Source organism: Pseudomonadota bacterium (genome assembly GCA_008501635.1).
Lineage (GTDB): Bacteria > Pseudomonadota > Gammaproteobacteria > QQUJ01 > QQUJ01 > QQUJ01.
Genome location: QQUJ01000018.1, coordinates 122,256 through 141,633, shown reverse-complemented (window position 1 = coordinate 141,633; position 19,378 = coordinate 122,256). Strand labels below are relative to the sequence as shown.

The 19,378-nt window shown below is 59.0% G+C and carries 20 protein-coding genes; all 20 read right to left on the bottom strand.

Annotated elements, in window-relative coordinates; genetic code table 11:
• Positions 1 to 32: 32 nt before the first annotated feature.
• Positions 33 to 1,406 carry a sigma-54-dependent Fis family transcriptional regulator gene (locus tag DWQ09_10660; GenBank protein ID KAA3627636.1) on the bottom strand — a complete coding sequence of 458 codons (1,374 nt, stop codon included), beginning with the start codon at positions 1,404 to 1,406 and terminating at the stop codon, positions 33 to 35.
• A gap of 217 nt (positions 1,407 to 1,623) precedes the next feature.
• A complete protein-coding gene (locus DWQ09_10655) occupies positions 1,624 to 2,196 on the bottom strand; it encodes a hypothetical protein (protein KAA3627635.1) in 573 nt (190 codons plus the stop codon).
• A 63-nt stretch (positions 2,197 to 2,259) separates the two neighbouring features.
• Positions 2,260 to 2,634, bottom strand: coding sequence for a flagellar protein FliT (locus DWQ09_10650; GenBank protein ID KAA3627634.1), 375 nt, complete (start codon positions 2,632 to 2,634; stop codon positions 2,260 to 2,262).
• Positions 2,588 to 3,007 carry a flagella export chaperone FliS gene (locus DWQ09_10645; GenBank protein ID KAA3627633.1) on the bottom strand — a complete coding sequence of 140 codons (420 nt, stop codon included), beginning with the start codon at positions 3,005 to 3,007 and terminating at the stop codon, positions 2,588 to 2,590. The genes DWQ09_10650 and DWQ09_10645 overlap by 47 nt, the downstream gene beginning before the upstream one ends.
• Before the next feature lie 15 nt (positions 3,008 to 3,022).
• Entirely contained in the window at positions 3,023 to 4,435 is a 1,413-nt protein-coding gene (locus DWQ09_10640; GenBank protein ID KAA3627632.1) for a flagellar hook-associated 2-like protein, read from the bottom strand.
• Between the two features lie 117 nt (positions 4,436 to 4,552).
• Positions 4,553 to 4,948: a hypothetical protein gene (locus tag DWQ09_10635; GenBank protein KAA3627631.1), complete on the bottom strand. Its 396-nt coding sequence runs from the start codon at positions 4,946 to 4,948 to the stop codon at positions 4,553 to 4,555.
• 77 nt (positions 4,949 to 5,025) lie between these two features.
• Positions 5,026 to 6,531 carry a flagellin gene (locus DWQ09_10630; protein KAA3627630.1) on the bottom strand — a complete coding sequence of 502 codons (1,506 nt, stop codon included), beginning with the start codon at positions 6,529 to 6,531 and terminating at the stop codon, positions 5,026 to 5,028.
• A gap of 241 nt (positions 6,532 to 6,772) precedes the next feature.
• Positions 6,773 to 7,975, bottom strand: coding sequence for a flagellar hook-associated protein 3 (gene flgL / locus DWQ09_10625; protein ID KAA3627629.1), 1,203 nt, complete (start codon positions 7,973 to 7,975; stop codon positions 6,773 to 6,775).
• Positions 7,976 to 7,978: 3 nt separating this feature from the next.
• Positions 7,979 to 9,907 carry a flagellar hook-associated protein FlgK gene (locus tag DWQ09_10620; protein KAA3627628.1) on the bottom strand — a complete coding sequence of 643 codons (1,929 nt, stop codon included), beginning with the start codon at positions 9,905 to 9,907 and terminating at the stop codon, positions 7,979 to 7,981.
• 63 nt (positions 9,908 to 9,970) lie between these two features.
• The gene (locus DWQ09_10615; protein ID KAA3627627.1) at positions 9,971 to 10,894 is read right to left on the bottom strand and encodes a flagellar assembly peptidoglycan hydrolase FlgJ; all 924 of its coding nucleotides are present in this window, start codon (positions 10,892 to 10,894) and stop codon (positions 9,971 to 9,973) included.
• Positions 10,895 to 10,909: 15 nt separating this feature from the next.
• Positions 10,910 to 12,007, bottom strand: coding sequence for a flagellar basal body P-ring protein FlgI (locus tag DWQ09_10610; protein ID KAA3627626.1), 1,098 nt, complete (start codon positions 12,005 to 12,007; stop codon positions 10,910 to 10,912).
• Positions 12,008 to 12,057: 50 nt separating this feature from the next.
• Complete coding sequence (locus tag DWQ09_10605; GenBank protein KAA3627625.1) at positions 12,058 to 12,735, bottom strand: flagellar basal body L-ring protein FlgH; 678 nt, start codon at positions 12,733 to 12,735, stop codon at positions 12,058 to 12,060.
• Positions 12,736 to 12,763: 28 nt separating this feature from the next.
• Positions 12,764 to 13,552 (bottom strand): flagellar basal-body rod protein FlgG, encoded by a 789-nt coding sequence (flgG, locus tag DWQ09_10600; GenBank protein KAA3627624.1) that lies wholly within the window; start codon positions 13,550 to 13,552, stop codon positions 12,764 to 12,766.
• 34 nt (positions 13,553 to 13,586) lie between these two features.
• The gene (gene flgF / locus DWQ09_10595) at positions 13,587 to 14,330 is read right to left on the bottom strand and encodes a flagellar basal-body rod protein FlgF (GenBank protein ID KAA3627623.1); all 744 of its coding nucleotides are present in this window, start codon (positions 14,328 to 14,330) and stop codon (positions 13,587 to 13,589) included.
• A 104-nt stretch (positions 14,331 to 14,434) separates the two neighbouring features.
• The gene (locus DWQ09_10590; GenBank protein ID KAA3627622.1) at positions 14,435 to 15,709 is read right to left on the bottom strand and encodes a flagellar hook protein FlgE; all 1,275 of its coding nucleotides are present in this window, start codon (positions 15,707 to 15,709) and stop codon (positions 14,435 to 14,437) included.
• A gap of 32 nt (positions 15,710 to 15,741) precedes the next feature.
• Positions 15,742 to 16,419, bottom strand: coding sequence for a flagellar hook assembly protein FlgD (locus DWQ09_10585; GenBank protein ID KAA3627621.1), 678 nt, complete (start codon positions 16,417 to 16,419; stop codon positions 15,742 to 15,744).
• A gap of 10 nt (positions 16,420 to 16,429) precedes the next feature.
• Positions 16,430 to 16,840, bottom strand: coding sequence for a flagellar basal body rod protein FlgC (gene flgC, locus DWQ09_10580; protein KAA3627620.1), 411 nt, complete (start codon positions 16,838 to 16,840; stop codon positions 16,430 to 16,432).
• Between the two features lie 2 nt (positions 16,841 to 16,842).
• Positions 16,843 to 17,238 (bottom strand): flagellar basal body rod protein FlgB, encoded by a 396-nt coding sequence (gene flgB, locus DWQ09_10575; GenBank protein ID KAA3627619.1) that lies wholly within the window; start codon positions 17,236 to 17,238, stop codon positions 16,843 to 16,845.
• A 183-nt stretch (positions 17,239 to 17,421) separates the two neighbouring features.
• Positions 17,422 to 18,252, bottom strand: a complete 831-nt coding sequence (locus DWQ09_10570) for a protein-glutamate O-methyltransferase CheR (protein KAA3627618.1) — start codon at positions 18,250 to 18,252, stop codon at positions 17,422 to 17,424.
• Between the two features lie 154 nt (positions 18,253 to 18,406).
• On the bottom strand, positions 18,407 to 19,348 hold the full coding sequence (locus tag DWQ09_10565; protein ID KAA3627617.1) for a chemotaxis protein CheV: 942 nt from the start codon (positions 19,346 to 19,348) through the stop codon (positions 18,407 to 18,409).
• Positions 19,349 to 19,378: the final 30 nt, after the last annotated feature.

The window sequence follows — 19,378 nt, the reverse complement described above, 5'->3', positions numbered from 1 at the left end:
CAGGATACGGTTTTACGACAACGTGTAAACCGTCAATTTATCGACGCTTCATCCTTTTGGATACCGTACTTGCGGAGTTTCTCGACCAGAGTAGTCCTGCGCATTCCCAGGCGTTTGGCGGCGTGCGCCACTACACCGTCGGCTTCCTCCAGCGCCTGGCGGATGAGGTTCACCTCGTACTGGGCCACCTGCTCCTTGAGGTCGATACCCTCGGCGGGCAGACGCTCGGCGTGCGTCATTTGCGCGGAGTAGTCTTCGAGAATGTCGTCGTAGGCCGGCATCTCACCCGAGCCACCACGGAATTTCTCGGGTAGATCGTCTGCGTCCACCACTCCCGAGGGGTAGAGAATGCTCAGGCGTTCGATGAGGTTTGCCAGCTCACGGACATTCCCCGGCCATTGATAATGCGCCAGCATATTGATGGCGTCGCGCGTCATGCGCAGCGTTTCGCCGCGCTCGTGCTCGACGCGCAGCACCAGATCGTTGATCAGCACCGGCAGATCCTCGATTCGATCACGCAACGGTGGCATCTCGATGGGAAAGACATTGAGCCGATAGAAGAGGTCCTCGCGGAACTTGCCTTCGTCCACCGCCTGTTCCAGATCGCGGTGGGTGGCCGCAAGAATGCGCACGTCGACGTGTATCGTCTTGTTGCTGCCGACGCGCTCGAAGCAGCGCTCCTGCAGCACCCGCAGGAGCTTCACCTGCATCGGCAAACTCATATCACCGATCTCGTCGAGAAACAGCGTGCCTCCCTCCGCCATCTCGAACCGCCCCTGGCGGGCGGTGATGGCGCCGGTAAAGGCGCCCTTCTCATGGCCAAAGAGTTCGCTCTCCAGCAGATCGGCGGGGATTGCGCCGCAGTTGATCGGCACGAAGGGACCTTCGCGCCGCTTGGAGTGGTAGTGCACGTTGCGCGCCACCACCTCTTTGCCGGTGCCCGATTCGCCGAGGATCAGCACATTGGCATCGGAGTCGGCCACCTGCTCGATCATGCGACGGATCTTCTGCATCACCGGGCTGGTGCCCAACAGACTGCGGAACAGTTCCGGCGAACGGCCGCGCACGCCTTCGCCGCGCAGCACGCGGGCACGCCGCAACACGGCATTCATCTTGTCCTGGCGCAGTGGCAGATCGAGCTTATCGGTGACCCACTCGGTCAGTTCCGGAGGCACCTGCCCATTGCCGTCGAGTTGGATGACCGCCAGCCGGCCACCGAAGCTATTCAACAGATGGGCCAACGAACCGTTGTCGGACGGTGCGTGTTCTCCGATCAACACCGCGAGGAGATTGCCCGGTTCACCCGATTCGAAACGCGGGTTCAGACTGAGAAAATCCAGAATGTGCGTCAAACGAGCGCGTTCCTGCCCATCGTCGCTAAGGACCAGAATATCGTCGTTACTCATACGCCCCAAGGGGTTAGGGTGGCTGGATAACGGGAAGTAAACCAGCCCGCACCGCACCTGTCAAAATATCGGCGCTTGATACACCGACCGCATGGTCAGATCATCGGGACAAGTCCGGCGGTTCCCTTCCGCCGTCTCGATCAACTTTGACTGGCCGGGAGACTGAAGGGGCGGGTCAGGGTGGCAGGCTTGTGCACCCCGATGCAGCGGAACACCGCTACCGATCGGTGCGGCGGGCCCGAGTCTGGGCGATGGCCCGGCGATGGTGGCGGAAAATCAGTTTCTCCAGGGCATCCCGGACCGGTTCGCTCATGCCCGCAAAGGTCAGCGCGGCCGCTGGTGCCGAAACCCGCCCTGTTGGCTCCTGAATCTGCCCAACCATGCGCAGTGGGCGCGGGTAGCTGGGGTGAAGATAGAGTTCGATCAAAACCCATTGACCCGGCTCCGGTACGGAAGGCGCCGACCACTCCAGGAACTCGGCACCCAGGCATACCGAGGCTTTGGGGGGAATGGCACTTTGCGCCGCCAACAGCTGGCCCACCAGATTCAGTACCAGGTTGACCTTGGCTTCGATGCGCACCATATCCTGTACCGAACCCGAGCCCTCTTCCGCGTGCTCGCTGCCAACCTCTTCGAGCGCCAGCACCGTACGCAAAACCGTATCGTTATGATCGTTCAGCGCAAGCTGCTGGTGCTCGTCTGGCTGTTGTTTGATGGGTTTCCAGGACAGGGGTACGCGGGTTTCATACAGCACCCCTTGTCCAAGCGTTGGGTTGTGTGGCGCGCTCATAATGGGCAGTTAAGCGTACCGGGCAGGCAGAGGCAATCAGTTTCCGCCTTTGGGAACGGTACTTTAAGCGGTGTAGGCTTTGACGGCCTGCGAACCACGCTTCAGCTCTCCCATGGATCGTGCGGCGACGTCGCGGGCATGTTCGGCCAACTGCTGTACCGTTTCGTCCATCGCCAGCACCTGATCGATGGAGGCCTTTACCTGTGCAGCATCGGCAGCCGGAACAGCTTCCTTGAAGAACAGTCGGATCTGCTGCTGTCGAATGGATTCGCGCTGCGCGAGTTGATCCCACTCCTCCGCCCGCGCCAGCTCCACCATCTCACGGCTGAGCGCGACCCAGCTCTCCAGCGATTTGGCATCCTCCGGCGACATTGAGTGCGCTACGCAACGCTCATCCGCCAGGAAGAGCGTTCGCTTTGACCTCTTGCGGGATGGCATCCCAGGCACCCTTGATCTCCTGCATCAAGATGCCCACCTCATCGAGCATTTCCGGCTTGTTTTCGACGTTGGCCTGGAGTAGACGACGACTCATGTAGTCGTACAGATCCTCAAGATTCTGGGCGATGCTACCGCCCTGATCCTTGTTCAAGGCCGCGCGCAGGCCATCGATGATGGCAATGGCCCAACTGATATGCGCGCCCTTCTCCGCGATCGCACCCCGCTGCATGAAACCCTTGGCCGTGGAGATCTTCTCCAGTGCGCCATCCATCAACATCTGCACCAGGCGATGGGGGTCAGCGCTTTCAATGCCCGATTGTGCGCCAATGTTGCGGTACTGTTTCAGGGCGGAATGGCCGGTGGCGTAATTCATAACCTAATCCCCTCGTTAGGACTTGTTAATATTGATCGCCCCAGGCAAATTAGCTAGCTGCTGGGTGAGATAATTACTGGTGGATTTGAGTTGCGATACCAGCGCATCCATAGCCGAAAATTGCGCGAGTAGTCGCGATTCCAGAGAAGCCAATCGGCGACTCAATGCCTCGCGTTGATCAGAAATATCCTCAATCTGATTGTTGAGAGATTTGGATCGACTATCGAGAACGCTCGACGATCCAATGTAGCTGTCGATCAGTGAATTCAGTCGCGTCGCCACACCATTGCTCGAGGAAAACAACATGGTTACATCGCTTAGATCGTCAGTAATTGCACTGTTCAGTTTTGTACTGTCGATCTTAAGTGTGCCATCTTCCTGCGTGGTAATACCCAACTGCACGAGATTACGAACATCACCGGTCAAGCCAGCCACAGAACTGGTAAATTCGCGCCTGATCTGGGTTTGAACAGAACGCAATGTCGCATCCCCAAAAAGTATTCCGGTTGCACCCGTAGTCGCATCGTAGCTACTCAACTGATTGAAGGCGCCAATCATCTTGTTGTAGCTCGTGACAAACGTATTGATTGCCGAGCTCACTCCAACAGTATCGGCAGCTACGCTCAATTCGGTAGTATCTCCTAGCGTCTGATGTGCTTGAACCAACTCAATCGTTACGCCATCGATGGCATCCGAAATAGAGTTGCTGGATCGCGTGACCGTTTGCGAGTCGATTTCGATTATCGCGTCCTGCGCTGCGTCCATTTGCACCAGATTTCCCGTTGCCAGCTGCGAAAGACCGCTGGCATCAGTGTCGTTCAGATCGTTGTCATCCACAGTTATGGTGATTGCATTGCCGGCGCCCACTTTAGTTCCTGAAAGCAACAAGCGACTCTCAGTACCACCTACACCATCGTCGACGTTGACGATGGTGGCGTTGACAAAGGAGTTGCCGCTGGCGCTATTGATGGCGTCGCGAATCTCCGCCAGAGTATCGTTCGAACTGTCGATGGTAATAGCAAACGAGTCCATTCCCGCAGCGATGGTCAGCGTTCCCATACCCACCACAGTATCGGAATCGGCAAAACCTGCTGATCGCACCTTGTTCGTTTGGGCCAACTGAACTACTTCGATATTGTAATTGCCAATCGCAGCGGAACCCGTCGCTGACGTGGTAAAGAAATCTGTATTCTGCGATGTTGCTTTGCGATTGCTGAATGTACTGCTGGTCTTAAGGCTGGCAAGTGAGTTTTGAAAATCCGCCAGCGCGCCCTTAAGCGTACCTACCGCAGACAACGTTGCTTGCGCCTTTGCTTCCTTAGTGTCTAAGCGGTTGGATTGAACCTGTCCCTCGGCCGCCACCAACTGGCTGACCAAACTTCCGATATCGAGACCGGATCCGATGCCTGGTGATGATATTGCAGCCATTTTGCGTTACTTCGTACTCGTTACTCGCCGTGATTGAAGGTGTGGGGCCAATCCCTGGCCCCTTACACTGCGTCCGTTCCCATCAAACTAAATACAACCAAGCAAATACAAGGCCAACTACGCCTGCACCTTGAGCAACAAGCCGTCGGAGGCACTCTGGAGATACTCGGAAAGTGCGAGTATCTCCTCCGGCGGGATTTGGCGAATGATCTTGTCCGTCTCAGAATCGATCACCGTAATGATGGTGCGTCCACTCTGCTGATCGACCGTGAACTGCAGTTCACGCTGGAGGTTCTGGACGTAATCCTGAATTCGACTCACCGCCTCATCAAGTTCCCTGCGTTGGGTCTCACTGCTCTGTTCCTTCTGCTGCAGCGGAGGAAAGGTCTGGCCGTTCTGCGGCAAGGTCTGCCGCTCGACATCCGGTTCAGAGGACCCAGGCAGCTGAGGCCTCTGAGCCTGCGCAGGCCTAGAGACTAGCGTGTTCAGATTCGCTGATATCTCATTAGGCATGTCAATTCCCTCTCGATCGAAACTCTCGGAAAGGGTTCCCAGTCAAATCGAACCGGGAACCCTTCCTAAAGCTTTCCTTACTGGAGCAGCGCCAGAACGTTCTGCGGTAGCACGTTGGCTTGGGCCAGTACCGATACACCCGCCTGCTGCAGGATCTGGGCACGGGTCAGTGCAGCAGTTTCAGCAGCGAAGTCAGCATCTTGGATTCGAGACCTAGCGGCCGCCAGATTCTCGGCGGTCGCGCCCAAATTGGAGATAGTGGCTTCAAACCGATTCTGAACTGCACCCAAATCGGCACGGATTTTGGAGATGGTCTGCAAAGAGGAATCAATGATATTGAGGGCCGCCTGTGCCCCAGTCTGTGAGCTGATATCCACAGTGCTCAGCAGAGTCTGGCTAGAACCCACAGCGGTATTAGCAGCTACATTGAGGATGCTACCGGCACCAGCAGCGACACTCGAAGAGACCGAAAACGAATTATTGGAATTGAAGGTGACGTAACCGCTGACAATGATGCTGTCGCTCGCGGAATCCGTTAAGGTCTCGGAATCGGTAGCCGTACCAGAAGCATTGACAGACTGCACCGCAATGGTGGAGCTACCCGTCGAGTGGCTGAAGTTTTCAATGTTAATGTCTTTGCCATCTGCCTGGGTTAGTGTCAGCGTACCTGTGCTGTAGGTCGCGCTGATACCAGTGGTGCCGGAGTTGTTGTTGATCTCCGTCGCCAGGGCGCTCAGGTCTGTGGTGGTTACTGCTGCGGATATTGTTGCAGTTGAGCTACCACTACCCAACGTCAACGTTACGGTGCCAGCCGCGCTCAGGCCGCTCAGCACAGCACTGTTGGTTGCTTCGGCGGTCACGCCGGTAGACGCTTCCTCCGCATTAACGGCAGCAGCAACTGCGAAGGCGCTGGCACTATCGGCCACCGAAACTGTACCTGACCCCAGATTGCCCGAGATGGTCAGCGTTTGCGCTTCCACCTGGTGGGTAACACCTGCGAGGGTGGTCGCGGCATCCGAAGTTGAAGCGGAACCTTCGTCGGCTGTCGCATTCACAGCGCTCAACGAGTGATTGGCCAGATGGCTGGACGTCGCACCTGCAATCGAGAAAGCAATGGTTTGATTGGCATTAGCGCCCACCTGGAACGACTGCGTGGTAAAGGTGCCGTCAAGCACTTTCAATCCGTTGAACTCGGTAGTACTGGCAATTCGATCCAACTCACTCTTCAGCTGATTGACCTCGCTGTTGAGTGCCGCCCGGTCGGAAGCCGAGTTGGTGGAGTTGGCCGACTGGATGGCCAGTTCGCGCATACGCTGCAGCAGATTGCCGGTTTCAGACAACGCACCCTCGGCCGTTTGCGATAGCGACACGCCGTCATTGGCGTTACGGATAGCCTGGTTCAGACCACGGATCTGCGAGGTAAAGCGCTCGGAGATGGCCAGACCAGCAGCATCATCTTTCGCGCTATTGATGCGCAAACCGGAAGAGAGGCGCTGAAGTGAAACGTTCAGGTCACTCTGGCTGCGGTTAAGGTTACGCTGCGCATTCAGCGAAGCGATGTTTGTATTGACGATCTGAGGCATTGTGAAGTCTCCCCTGATGATGCCGCGGCATTGTGTTTACAGCAGCACCGTTTCTACTTGGCGGATATGCTCCGATCACCGGCGCATTTACCGCCTCCGATTTCAGGTATCGGCGGTAAGAGGGGAAACTTTAGGGTAGACAGAAAGAAGTCAACACGTTGTTTCTTAAGATAAATACTGGCAGGGCTGTGCCGAGGCCCGCCATCCCGCCGGAGCAGGTTTGAAAGAGATCTGACGGCTCCTACAGGAAATTGAACAACGACAGACCGCTGATCCGGCTGAACGACTGTTGCGCCGCCTGCAGTGCTACCAACTGCAGCTCGAAACGGCTGATGGCTTCGGCATAATCCAGGTCCTGAACTTCCGAAAGTGTCGTTTGCAACTGCAGTTGATAGTCTGCGTTAATCTCGGCCTGATTATCCAGAGCGTTGAGTCTGGCGCCCGCTCCGGCGCGCATCTCGAGAATCTTCTCCAGGCCCTGGTCCAGTTCGCTGATGGCGCGGCCGAGATCGGTGTGAAACAGGGCATCGGCAGCGGGAGCACCGCCGCCCGCTTCAAGTTCAGCCGCTATCGCCTGAACGGTATCGAACAGGCTCTGCGCGCTACTGGGTTGGACGGTAAAGCTGTCCCCTGCTGCGGGGGTTCCGGTGAGCGTCACCCCGATGCCGCCGAAATTGATCGCCTGGCCGTCCGCGTAGACCACGTTGGTTGCAATCGCACCCGATACCGAACCGGTCACCGAATAACGCAGATCGCCGGGCGTCGGTTCGGTGATGGTGATGGTGTAATTCTCCGGCACGAAACTTGTCACCACGCTGCCCTGATCGATGACACCCGTGCCTGTGTTGGCACCGTTGGCGCTGGCGACGAAGGTACCGTTACCGTTGGGTATCCGCATGAAGACTTCGAAACCCGAATCGCCGCTCGCGATCCGTCGTCCTGGCCCGACCGCCAGCAGGCGCTGACCCTGATCACCGCTGTAGCTGAATGTCGAACCCGATGCGGAAAAAGGCTGGGTCTGGGTTTTGAAACCCGCAAACAGATACTCGCCCGATTCATCCTGGCTATTGGCCACACGCAACAACCCGTCCAGCAACTCGCGCACCTCCACGGCAATGGCATCCCTGTCTTGGGCCGTATTGGTATCGTTGTTCCCCTGCAACGCCAGTTCGCGCACTCGTTGCAACGCGTTGGTGACCGATCCCAGCGCGGTCTCTTCCAGGCGCAGTTTACTCTCAGCGGCATTGATGTTCGACTGAAACTGTTCGGTCACCGACACCGACTGGCTGAGAGCCAGCACGCGCGATGCCCCCACCGGGTCATCTGCCGGCGTGAGAATACGGCGACCGCTGGAAATCTGCAGCTGCGTCTTGCTGGCGGCTGCCTGCTGATCGAGCATGGCGTTGGTCGCCTGCAGATTGATCTGAGCGGTTGAGATGCGCATGACTTACCTCCGCACGGCGCCGATCAAAGTTTCAAAAAGTGTATTGGCAGTGGCAATCACCTGCGCTGCCGCCTGATAGGCCTGCTGAAACTTCACCAGATTCGCCGCCTCCTCATCGAGGTTGACGCCCGAAATGGCATCGCGCGATACCACCGCCTGATCGAGCAGCGATTTCTGCGCCTGCTGGCTGATATCGGCCTGATGGGTCTGCACGCCGGCGCTGGCGACGAATGAAGCGTAGGCCGACTGAAAGGTGGCGGTGCCGTTCTGCAAAGTGTTCTGCGTCTGCAGACCGGCCAGTAACAACGCATTGCGATTGTCGCCCACGCCGCCGGTATTGGCCTCGATGGTGAATACATCGCCCGCGGCGGGCGTGCCGCTGAGCTGGATCGTCCAACCGTTGTAGGTAATCGAACCACCGCTGGTGTAGGCGACGTTGGTGGGATTTCCGGTGCCGGTACCAACCACATCGAAGGTCGTCGGCGGGTTATCAAAAGTGATCGTTACCGTTTGTTGCAGGTTGGCGTCAGCTGGAGGTGGCGCATTGACGGTACCGGCACTGATCACTCCGTTTCCGGTGTTGGCTAGCGCGGTGGCAGTACGAATCGGTGCAGCGGCCGCAATGGCCTCGGGTGTCGCGATGCTGAGCGCAATGTCAGCGGCCCCGTTGAGCGTCGGGCGGATCAGATAGCTGTCGCCAGACGCCAGCGCACCACTGGCGAGCGAGAACGACAAGCCATCGGCCGCGATGGCGGCGAGCGATGCGCCTGACGAGACCGTGGTGTTGTCGGAAAGCCGAATCAGCGAATAGGTACCGGCTACATAGTTGAGGCGATAGTCACTGCTAGTCAGCGTGTTCACATCGGTTATCGCCGCTGCGATCACACCGGTGCCCGTGTTGGTGGTGCTGGCAAAGGTGGTGGGACTGGTGGCCGCCAGATCGTTGAAGAAAAGGCCGCCTGGATTCCCCAGCAGATCCTGACCCAGTTGATGCTGATCGTTGAAGGTATCGGCCAACCCGATGGCTACCCGCCCCAGCTCATTGAACGCGGGATCGAGCACCTCGCTGCGAAACTGCAGCAGCCCGCCCAGCACACCGCCGGAGATCTGACCGGTGATGGGAATCGTGGTGCCACCCTGGGAGAACGCGATCTCCAGCTGGCTGGCGTCGAAGTTGCCGGGCAGGGTCGCCAGGGTGCTGGCGCGATTTCCCGCCACCAAAGTCTGACCGTTGCCGATAAAGACATTGAGAGCCCCGTCATCCTGTTCCAGCGCAGTGACTCTGACGCGCTCCGCGAGCTGACGCAGCAATTCATCGCGTTGATCCTGGAGATCGTTGGGCAGCTGTCCCTGGCTGGCCCCACCACGGAACGAGACGATCCTCTCGTTCAATGCGGCAATCGAGCTGGCAAGACCGTTGATCTCGGAAACCGTGTTGCGCAACTGCAGATCGGCGGAATTGCGCATCGAACCCAGCTGCTGGCTCAAGGTATCGAAACGCGCCGTCAACGATTCCGCTTCGCTGTAGACCGTCTGTCGCACGGCCGAGGACGTGGGAAAATCCGCGAGCTGTTGCACGGCGTTGAAAAAGCTGTCCAGGCCGGGTTGCAGTCCGGCCTGGGCATCGGCCAGCAACCGGTCGACACCCGAGGCAAACTGGTAAAAGGTCTCCGTCTGTTTGTAGGAGGTGCTGTTGTTACGCACCTCGTTCACCAGAAACTGATTGTAGATGCGCTGGGTGGTCACCACCTCGACGCCGGTACCGATAAACCCGTTGCCGCTGTATTGCGGAACGCGTTGTGTCAGATCGGTGCGCTGGCGGCTGTAACCGTCGGTGTTGACGTTGGCAATGTTGTGACCGGTTGTGGCTAACGAGCGCTGATAGGAGAGCAGCGCGGAAACACCAATGCCCAGCATGTCACCGGAGGCCATTGGGAACCTCCTCAGTGACCATCAACAATTTGGGGTACTCGCTCGCGGGCATTGAATTCGCTCCTACGAAGAGGGTATCGGCGGCAGCTCACCGGACTTGAACCGGTCGAGAATGGCGCTGATCTTGTTCGCATAGGCGGGATCGGTGGCGTAACCGGCATTCTGCAACGCCCGCACGAAACCCTTGGCGTCCCCCGCCTCCGTCAGCGCCGATGCGTAGCGGGCGCTGCCTTGCAGAAAGGCCACATAATCCTGAAAACTCTGTTCGGGGGAATCGTAGCGGCGAAACAGAGCGCGCTCGCGCACGGCAACGCCATCCACATACTCCAGGGTATTCTTGGCCACCACCGGACCATCCCAGCGACTATCCGCCTTGATGTTGAACAGATTGTGGCTGCTCGCACCCCGCGCATCAGCGATCACCGCCTTGCCCCAGCCGGTTTCGAGTGCCGACTGGGCGATAAGCACCTCCGGACCCAGGCCCAGCAGCCGCGCTGCCTTGGCCGCGTAGGGGAACAACGCCTCGATGAAACCTTCGGGAGAGTCGAACCGTGCGGGCAGGGTCGCCTGCGACTGCGGCTCAGGGGCCGCCGTCACTTCCTGATCAGCACCAGGCGTCAACCGGGTGTGCGGCGATACCGGCGCAGGCAACAACGGGCCTCGCACCTCCGAGGTGGGTCGAACTCCGGCCTCGCCCCCGAGCTGACGCACGATCGCATCCGCCAATCCCATCCCGCGTCCCTGCGACAGCGAGATCGAGAGCTGCGAATCGAGCAGGTCCCGGTACTGTTCGCTCTGGTCATTGTCAAAGATGCCTTCACCCAGACTCGCTGCGCGCATGCTCTTCAGCATCATCTGCATGAAGATCGCTTCGAATTGTTTCGCGACCTCCCCGAGAGCCTTTTGCTCATCGCTTTGCGCGCGGCCACGCAGCGCCGCCAGACCGGAAAAATCGGTGTAGACCGCAGCGGAGGGCGCAACACTCATGGCCGGCAATAACCGCTAGATGACGACCAGCTCGGCACGCAGCGCACCGGCCTCGCGCAAAGCTTCGAGAATAGCCACCAGATCACCCGGCGCAGCACCCACCAGATTGACCGCCCGGACGATGTCGTTGAGCTGCACGCCGGGGCTGAAGAGGAACATGCGATTCTTCTCCTGCGCCAGCTCCACACGACTGCGCGGCACCACAGTGGTGGTGCCACCGGCAAGCGGCGCCGGCTGACTGACATCGGCCTCCTCGCTGATGGTGACGATGAGATTGCCGTGCGATACCGCGGCTGGCATAACCCGCACATGGCTGCCTATCACCACCGTGCCGGTACGCGAGTTGATGATCACGCGCGCAGGCGCCTCGCCGGGCTCCAGCTCCACCCCCTCGAGCAGCGCCACAAAGGCGACACGCTGTGCCGGATCCTGCGGTACGTTGACCTCCACAGAGGTGCCATCCACGGGACGTGCCGTGCCTTTGCCCACCACCCGATTGACGGCCGCCGCCAGACGATAAGCGGTGGTGAAATCATGCCGGTGCAGATTGAGCGTGAGCTGGCTGCCGTCGAGGAACGGATTGGCCACGGCACGCTCCACGGTCGCACCATTGGGAATACGCCCCGCACTCGGCACATTGACCGTGATGCTCGAACCATCGGCGCCGGCCGCACCGAATCCACCTACCACCAGGTTGCCCTGCGCGATGGCGTAAAGCTCACCGTCCGCACCGCGTAACGGCGCCATCAGCAGGCTGCCACCCCGCAGACTCTTGGCATTGCCCAGGGAGGAGACCGTCACATCGATGGTCTGACCGGGTTTGGCGAAGGGCGGCAGGTTGGCATGTACCGTTACCGCGGCCACGTTCTTGAGCTGCAAATTGGTCTCCGGAGGGACAACGACACCGAACTGCGCGAGCATGCTCTTGATGCTCTGGACCGTGAACGGCGTCTGGCTGGTCTGGTCGCCGGTGCCGTCGAGCCCCACCACCAGCCCGTACCCGACCAGCTGGTTGTTGCGCACTCCCGCCACTGTTGCGAGATCTTTGACGCGCTCGGCAAACACCGCGCTGGTGGCAAACAGCGTGGCGAAGAGCAGCACCATGATGGTCATCAGCCTCGTGAACTCGGATCCCCTAGTCATTGCCATTACCTCAAACTGCCTCAGAAGGGCCAGAAGGCCAGAAAGAACTTCGACAGCCAGCCATGCTTGCTGGCATCGGCCACCTCGCCGGAGCCGGAGTAGATGATCTGCGCATCGGCCACCTGGGTGGAGAGCACCGTATTGTTGGAGCGGATATCAACCGGGCGCACGATGCCCGATAAACGCACGAACTCGTCCCCTCGGTTCAACGTCAGCACCTTCTCACCACGCACCATGAGATAGCCATTGGGCAGCACTTCGACGACGGTGACTGTGATGTTGCCCGTCAGGCGGTTGCTCTGGCTGCTTTCGCCGCTGCCTTCGAACTCCTGGTTGGAATCCAGGTTGGCGGCGAGGAACTCTTTCCCGTCCTTGGTGACGGGCCCACCCAACAGCGTCGGCCCGGCGATGTCGACCTCGTTGTCCTTTGCGGTTTTGGTACTGTTGCTCTTGGTGGCGTTGGTGGTCTCCTGCAACGTGATGGTAAGGATGTCACCGACGCGTCGCGCGCGCTGATCCTCAAACAGCCGCACGCCGAAACCCGTCTGGTAGATGGCGCCGTTATTGACGCGGCTGGTCTCCGGCAGCGCGGGACGCGGCGGCGCATAAGCAGGATCGCGCACCGGCTGGCTGGCCACGCAGCCGCTCAGCATCCACACGCTGATCACAATGCACAGTTGGCGCGCTGTGTTATTCATGGCTGACTCCCGATCCCTCTACAACGCATCACAGTTGGTTGGTCACGAACTGCATCATCTGATCGGCCGTGGAGATGGCCTTGGAATTCATTTCGTAGGCACGCTGAGTCTCGATCATGTTGACCAGTTCCTCCACCACATTGACGTTGGAGGACTCCAGCGATGCCTGCACCAGGGTGCCCAATCCGGTCAGACCCGGTGTCCCGGTCTGCGGCGTACCGCTGGCGGCGGTCTCTTTGAACAGGTTCTCACCCACCGGCTGCAAACCGGTCGGGTTGATGAAATCGCTCAACTGTATGTTGCCGACATTGGTCGGTGCGGTATTACCGGCCACCATCACCGAAACCGTGCCATCGGTACCGATCGTGATGCTCTGGGTGTTGGCGGGAATGGTGATCGCCGGCTGCAATTGATAGCCGCTGGAGGTGACGATCTGCCCCTGGGCATCCATCTGATACGAACCGTCACGGGTGTAGGCAACGCTACCGTCGGGCATCAGAATCTGAAAAAAGCCGCGTCCCTGAATAGCGACATCGAGATGATTGGCGGTCTGCACCAGACTGCCCTGGGTAAAGGTCTTCTCGGTGGCCACGGTGCGCACGCCGGTCCCCAGCTGCAGGCCCGAGGGAAGCTGGGTGTCCTGGGAGGTCTGGCCACCCGGCTGGCGCACGTTCTGGTAGAGCAGATCGGCAAACACAGCGCGGCTGCGTTTGAAACCGGTCGTGTTCACATTCGCCAGGTTGTTGGAGATGACTGACATGCGCGTCTGCTGCGCTTCCAGTCCCGTCTTGGCGATCCACATCGATTGACTGCTCATAATCCTGTTCCCCTTACCCTGTGATTCAGTGGTTCTAGCCCGTAATCCGCATCAGTGACGCTGAAGCGGCATCGTTGTCCTCAGCCTCTTTCATCAGCTTGACCTGCATTTCAAAACGTCGCGCCAGTTCGATCATGTTGACCAGCGCATCCACGGAGTTGACGTTGCTCGACTCCACGACGCCCGAAGAGAGCCGAACTTCGGCGCTGGGCTCTGCGGTGGCCCCGCCACGCAGTCGCAAAAGCCCATCGCCCAGTTTCTCAAGTTCAGCCGCGGGTGGATCGACCAGCTTGATGCGATCGACTTCGGTGAGTGTCGTGGCAGCCTGTCCCACCGGCCGAATCGAGACGGTACCGTCGGCCCCGATCTCGATTTTTTCGGCCTGCGGCAGAGCGATCGGACCACCACTGCCCAACACCGGGTAACCGGCACCGGTGGTCAACAGACCTTCGGGTGTAACGCGGAGATCGCCCGCCCGGGTATAGGCCTCGCTGCCATCGGGAGCCTGCACGGCCAACCAGCCATGACCCGCGACGGCGACATCCAGCTCACGGCCGGTCTGCTGCATGGAGCCGAAGGAAAGATCCACCCCCGGCCGTTCGCTCATCGACCAGACCCGGCTGGGTTGACCGTCGCCAAACTGCGCCATGGCGCGGAAATGGTTGAGATCGGCGCGGAATCCGGCGGTGTTGACGTTGGCCAGATTGTGGGCGTTGGCCGACTGCGCCACCATCACCTGCTTGGCGCCGTTCATGGCCAGATAGATCATGCGGTCCATTTGTCGTTTGTCTCCGCGTCATTTGTAGGAGCGGATTTATCCGCGATCGGTCGCCGGGTTTTCCAGGGCGTTTTCGCGGCTGAAGCCGTTCCTACAGTCATCTACTAACGAATATTGATGATGGTCTGAGTGACCTGATCCGCGGTGGAGATCACCTGCGCATTGGCCTGGAAGTTGCGCTGTGCAGTGATCAACTTCACCAATTGCTGCGAGAGGTCGACGTTGGACTCCTCCAGCGCTCCGGACTGGATCAATCCCAGTGTTCCGGTTCCCGCCGTACCTGTCAGCGCGGCGCCCGATTCAAAGGATTCCGCCCAACTGGTTTCGCCCAACTGGCGCAGACCCTGCACATTGTTGAAGGTGGATAGCGCCACCTGCCCGACGACCTGTGACTGGCCGTTGGTGAAACGCCCGAAGATCGTGCCGTCCTGCTCGATGTCGATGCTGCTCAGACGTCCGGTCGGATAACCGTCCTGTGTCAGACTGGCTACCGTGAAGGCGCTGCCGTATTGAGAGGTACCTGCATAACGGAGCTCCAGGTTCAGGTTCGCTCCGCCTGTGGCAGCCGCCAGCGATGTCGAGGTATAGGCGGCACTGGTACCGGCGACCGTGCCGACGGGTAGCACCGAGGTCAACACACCTGCGTTGTTGAATCCCATAACGACCGGGTCACCCGCTACGCCGCCAGAGGGTATGATTTCGATTGGCGTCCCCCCTGGGGGTGTCACATAGAGGTAACTGTTCCAGGTATTGGCCGCAGTACGCCGGTAGTAGGTCGTCGCCAGCAAGCCGTTGCCCAACGAGTCGTATATGGTTGCCGAGGTGGAGTGGTTGAACGTCGCAGGGTCGGCCGGTGTGAACAAGGTCGCCGCAGGAATGATGGTGGCATTGGCATCCAGATTGAGCGCCAGATTCGCCGTCGCAGTTGCCGAGGGCGCGATATTGGCGGTGGAGATAACCATGTCACCGAGTGCGCCGGTGATATTGCCAGCCGCATCCGCCAGAAAACCTGTCAGGCGCTGATTCTGGTTGTTGACGATGTAACCCTGATTGTCGGCGTGGAAGGCACCGGATCGCGAATAGAGCGTGTTGCCGTTTTCGTTGAGACGGAAGAATCCCTCGCCGCTCACCGCCAGATCGAGTGGGCTTTCGGTAAAGCTCAGATTGCCCTGGGTGAACTGCTGGGCCACGTTGGAAAGCTGCACACCCTGACCGATGGCGTTACCCGCGGTACCCAGGTTGCTCACGGCGAAGATGTCGGCAAACTCGCCGCGTGACTGCTTGAACCCCGTCGTGCCGCTATTGGCGATGTTGTTGCCAATAATGCTGAGGTCTGCGCTGGCGGCATTCATACCGGTTAGTGCAATTTCGAAAGGCATGGTGCTATCTCCTCATCCCAACAAACGTTGTGTTAAAGAATCTGCCGGACCTGCGCTAAGCTCACCGAGCCGAGCACTCCCAGATCGACCGTTAATCCCCGTCCCCCACTGCCCAGCGTTACGCTGCGCACATCGGCTTCGATCAGCGTGGTGGCGGAGGTGCTCTCGCCGTTGTAGAACGTTTCGGCTCGCACCTGGTAGAGCCCGGGTTGCGCGTAGGTGCCGTTGTCGGCAAGCCCATCCCACTGGAACTGCGCCAACCCGGCGGGCTGACTGCCCATGCTGATCTGGCGTACCAGGGCACCCGCACTGTCGTAGACACCGAGTGTGAGCTGTGAAGTACTGGCGGGAAGCTCGACCGCACCGCTGATGGCACCGCCACTCTCGAGCTGACCGCGACTCATCGGCACCAGCACCTGCCGGTCCACCAGGGCCGCGGCCTGCAGCGCCTGACTCGATTGGACGGAGCTATTCAACGATGCGAAGGACTCCTGCAGATCCTGGATACCCGAAACGGTTCCGAACTGCGCGATGTCGCCAAGGAACTCGCCGCTTTCCATGGGCTTCATGGGATCCTGATTCTTCAACTGCGCCACCATCAGTTTCAGGAAATCCTCCTGTAAGAGCTGATCGTTCGCTTTGGTCGGTTGTGCCTGCGCGGCACCGAGGCCCAAGGCTGAAAAAATGTCGCTTTCTATCGCCGTCGTCATGATTGGCTCCTTACTGACCCAGTGTGAGAGTTCGCAGCAGCAGATCTTTGGAAGTGTTGAAGACCTCGACGCTGTTCTGATACGAGCGCGACGCGGAGATCATGTTGGCCATCTCCTCCACCACATTGACGTTGGGAAGAAAGATGTTGCCGTCGGCATCGGCCTGCGGGTGATTGGGCTCGAAGCGTCGTTGCAAGGGGGCGGCACTCTCGACTATGCCGGCAACGCGCACACCTGCTGACGCGGGATCGCCCAACTTGTCGAGCACGGTTTGAAACACCGGCTCCCGCGCCCGGTAGGTCTCACCCACGCTACTGGAAACACTCTCCGCATTGGCAAGGTTGCTGGCGGTGACGTTGAGGCGCACGGTTTGCGCGCTGAGCGCCGACCCGGCGATGTCAAAGATATTGAATAGCGACATGATTACTCTCCCCGAATCGCAGTCAGCAGACCGCGGATGCGGCTATTGAGGAAGGTCAGGCTGGCTCGGTACTGCAGGGCGTTCTCGGCAAAGGCTGCCTGCTCCTGCGAGGCGTCTACCGTGTTGCCGTCCAGCGAGGCGTGAAGTGGCATCCGATACGCCAACTCCGGCATCGCAGCGTTGGCGCCGGCGCTGGGGATATGGGCCGGATGACTGACCTTCAACATCCCCGCGCCTTGCTGCGCACGATCCAACACGGTGCGAAAATCGAAATCGCGCGCCTTGTAGTTGGGGGTATCGACGTTGGCGAGATTGGAGGCGAGCACCTCCGCACGACGAGCACGCAAGGCGAGCGCATCAGTGTGGATACCCAGGGCGGAATCGATGTTTATCGGCACTGCTCTCTCCGGACTTTAGCCTGTTTGGCCAAAACCAGAGCAACCGCTGTGCCAGTTTTACTTATTCTTTTAGATACAACTGCTTAGAAAACGGCGAGCACCCCAAAGCGGCAAGGATTGCCGGTGGCGGCAAGAAGAATCGCGGCTAAGCGGAAGGACTGATGCGGCAAACCCACCCCCGGGCTAACCCCGCAAGCGGTAGACCACACCCGGATTGCAGCGCACCATTTCAAAGGCATCGGAGTGCGCCGAAATGGACTCGGACGAGCCCAGGAAGAGATAGCCGCCAGGATTGAGGACCTTCGCCATACGTCCGATGATGTCGCGTTTGAGATCATTGGAGAAATAGATCAGCACGTTGCGGCAGAAGATTACGTCGAATCGCCCCAACAGCGAGTAGTTCCCCAAAAGGTTGGCCTCGCGAAACGCGGCCCGGGCCTTGATCTCTGGCCGCACCTCCCATTCGTCGTCCGCCTTACGGAAGTAGCGCTGCTGACGCTCGGTGCTGACGCCCCGCCGGATGGCCGCCTCGTCGTAGCGTCCGTCCTTGGCCTGACGCAGCACGCTCGGCGAGATATCGGTGCCGATAATCTGCACATCGGCGGGTAGCGCACCAGGATTGGTCGTCCGCCACTCCTGGGTGGTGATACTGATCGAGTAGGCTTCCTGGCCGGATGAGCATGCTGCCGACCACACTCGCAACGGCCCCCGCCCGAGCCGGGCGAGTTCCGGATAAATCCTGCTTTTCAGAACATCGAAGGGGTAGCCATCGCGAAACCAGAAGGTCTCGTTGGTGGTCATGGCATCGATCACCAACTCGCGCAATCCGGAATTGGGGCTGCGGCGCAACCGGCTCAATAACTCGTCCAAAGAATCCAGTTTGTTCTCCTGCATCACACGATGCAGACGGCTGCTGACCAGGTAATGGCGATTGTCACCCAATACAATGCCACAGGAATCCTCCAGAAAATGCTGAAACCCTTTATAGGCTTCAGGTGAGACGGTGGCATTCAAAAGTGACTTGCTCCCCTGCCGCTGTTCAGCGCCGGACGGGTTCGTTCTTTCGCCGGACCATTGTTTCTTTACAACTGCTGCGTCGCAGCATAGCGTATACCGCAAGCAACAACTACCCAATCGAGCGGTGTTTATAAGGGCTTGTCGCCGGCGCTCAACCGCCGACCGGCTCACCACCACCCAATTCACGGATGGTACCAAGTACCACGTTGGCGAACTCCTCGGCGTCGAATTTCGCCAGAAACCGATTAGCGCCCACCTTCTCGACCAACGCCTGATTGAAAACGCCACTCAGTGAAGTATGCAAAATGACGAACAATCCGGCCAAACGAGGATCTTTGCGTATCTCGGTCGTGAGTGTATAGCCATCCATTTCGGGCATCTCGACATCCGAGATCACCATGGCGATACGCTCCTGAATCGGTCCTTCATCCGCCCACTTCCTCAGCGTGTCAAGCGCCTCGCGGCCATTTCTGGCGATCGTGCAGTCAACACCTATTTTCTTTAGGGAGTTCATGATCTGCCGGCGAGCAACCATCGAATCATCCACGGCAAGAATGTGTTTGGGCAACGCCGTCTCGACCGGTGCAGAAAACGCGAATTCTTCGGGCAGTTCATCGCCGCGCTTATTGATCTCGGAAAGAACCTTCTCGACGTCAATGATTGCGACCATCTGGCCTTCGACCTCGGTCACCGCTGTCATGTAGCTGCCCTTACCGGTGCCCTTGGGAGGTGGGAGCACCTCTTCCCATCTTTTGTTGGCGATCTTGTCCACCGACCCGACCAGGAAACCCTGCAGCGTGCGGTTGTATTCGGCGATAATGACGAACCCACCCTCGCCGCCAAGGCTGGGGCCACCAATGGAGAGCGACAGGTCGATGACCGGCAATGTTTTGCCGCGCATATTGGCAATACCGCGTACTTTAGGATCAGAACCCGGCAACTTGGTAAGTGCCGGACAGTGGATCACCTCTTGAACCTTAAACACGTTGATTCCATAGATCTGCTTGCCCGCCAGTCGAAACAACAACAATTCCAACCGGTTATGCCCGGCTATCTGCGTACGCTGATCGACTCCTTCGAGGAGTTTGCTCATCGTGTGAACCCCTTACCGATTGATTTGCCC

Excerpts from the sequence above, each read along its gene's own strand:
- DWQ09_10650 (KAA3627634.1), bottom strand. The coding sequence starts at position 2,634 with ATGCCATCCCGCAAGAGGTCAAAGCGAACGCTCTTCCTGGCGGATGAG.
- flgL (KAA3627629.1), bottom strand. The coding sequence starts at position 7,975 with ATGCGCATCTCAACCGCTCAGATCAATCTGCAGGCGACCAACGCCATG.
- DWQ09_10655 (KAA3627635.1), bottom strand. The coding sequence starts at position 2,196 with ATGAGCGCGCCACACAACCCAACGCTTGGACAAGGGGTGCTGTATGAA.
- DWQ09_10615 (KAA3627627.1), bottom strand. The coding sequence starts at position 10,894 with ATGAGTGTTGCGCCCTCCGCTGCGGTCTACACCGATTTTTCCGGTCTG.
- DWQ09_10620 (KAA3627628.1), bottom strand. The coding sequence starts at position 9,907 with ATGGCCTCCGGTGACATGCTGGGCATTGGTGTTTCCGCGCTGCTCTCC.
- DWQ09_10630 (KAA3627630.1), bottom strand. The coding sequence starts at position 6,531 with ATGCCTCAGATCGTCAATACAAACATCGCTTCGCTGAATGCGCAGCGT.
- DWQ09_10605 (KAA3627625.1), bottom strand. The coding sequence starts at position 12,735 with ATGAATAACACAGCGCGCCAACTGTGCATTGTGATCAGCGTGTGGATG.
- DWQ09_10610 (KAA3627626.1), bottom strand. The coding sequence starts at position 12,007 with ATGACCATCATGGTGCTGCTCTTCGCCACGCTGTTTGCCACCAGCGCG.
- flgC (KAA3627620.1), bottom strand. The coding sequence starts at position 16,840 with ATGTCGCTATTCAATATCTTTGACATCGCCGGGTCGGCGCTCAGCGCG.
- DWQ09_10585 (KAA3627621.1), bottom strand. The coding sequence starts at position 16,419 with ATGACGACGGCGATAGAAAGCGACATTTTTTCAGCCTTGGGCCTCGGT.
- DWQ09_10640 (KAA3627632.1), bottom strand. The coding sequence starts at position 4,435 with ATGGCTGCAATATCATCACCAGGCATCGGATCCGGTCTCGATATCGGA.
- DWQ09_10565 (KAA3627617.1), bottom strand. The coding sequence starts at position 19,348 with ATGAGCAAACTCCTCGAAGGAGTCGATCAGCGTACGCAGATAGCCGGG.
- flgF (KAA3627623.1), bottom strand. The coding sequence starts at position 14,330 with ATGGACCGCATGATCTATCTGGCCATGAACGGCGCCAAGCAGGTGATG.
- DWQ09_10660 (KAA3627636.1), bottom strand. The coding sequence starts at position 1,406 with ATGAGTAACGACGATATTCTGGTCCTTAGCGACGATGGGCAGGAACGC.
- DWQ09_10635 (KAA3627631.1), bottom strand. The coding sequence starts at position 4,948 with ATGCCTAATGAGATATCAGCGAATCTGAACACGCTAGTCTCTAGGCCT.
- flgG (KAA3627624.1), bottom strand. The coding sequence starts at position 13,552 with ATGAGCAGTCAATCGATGTGGATCGCCAAGACGGGACTGGAAGCGCAG.
- DWQ09_10590 (KAA3627622.1), bottom strand. The coding sequence starts at position 15,709 with ATGCCTTTCGAAATTGCACTAACCGGTATGAATGCCGCCAGCGCAGAC.
- DWQ09_10645 (KAA3627633.1), bottom strand. The coding sequence starts at position 3,007 with ATGAATTACGCCACCGGCCATTCCGCCCTGAAACAGTACCGCAACATT.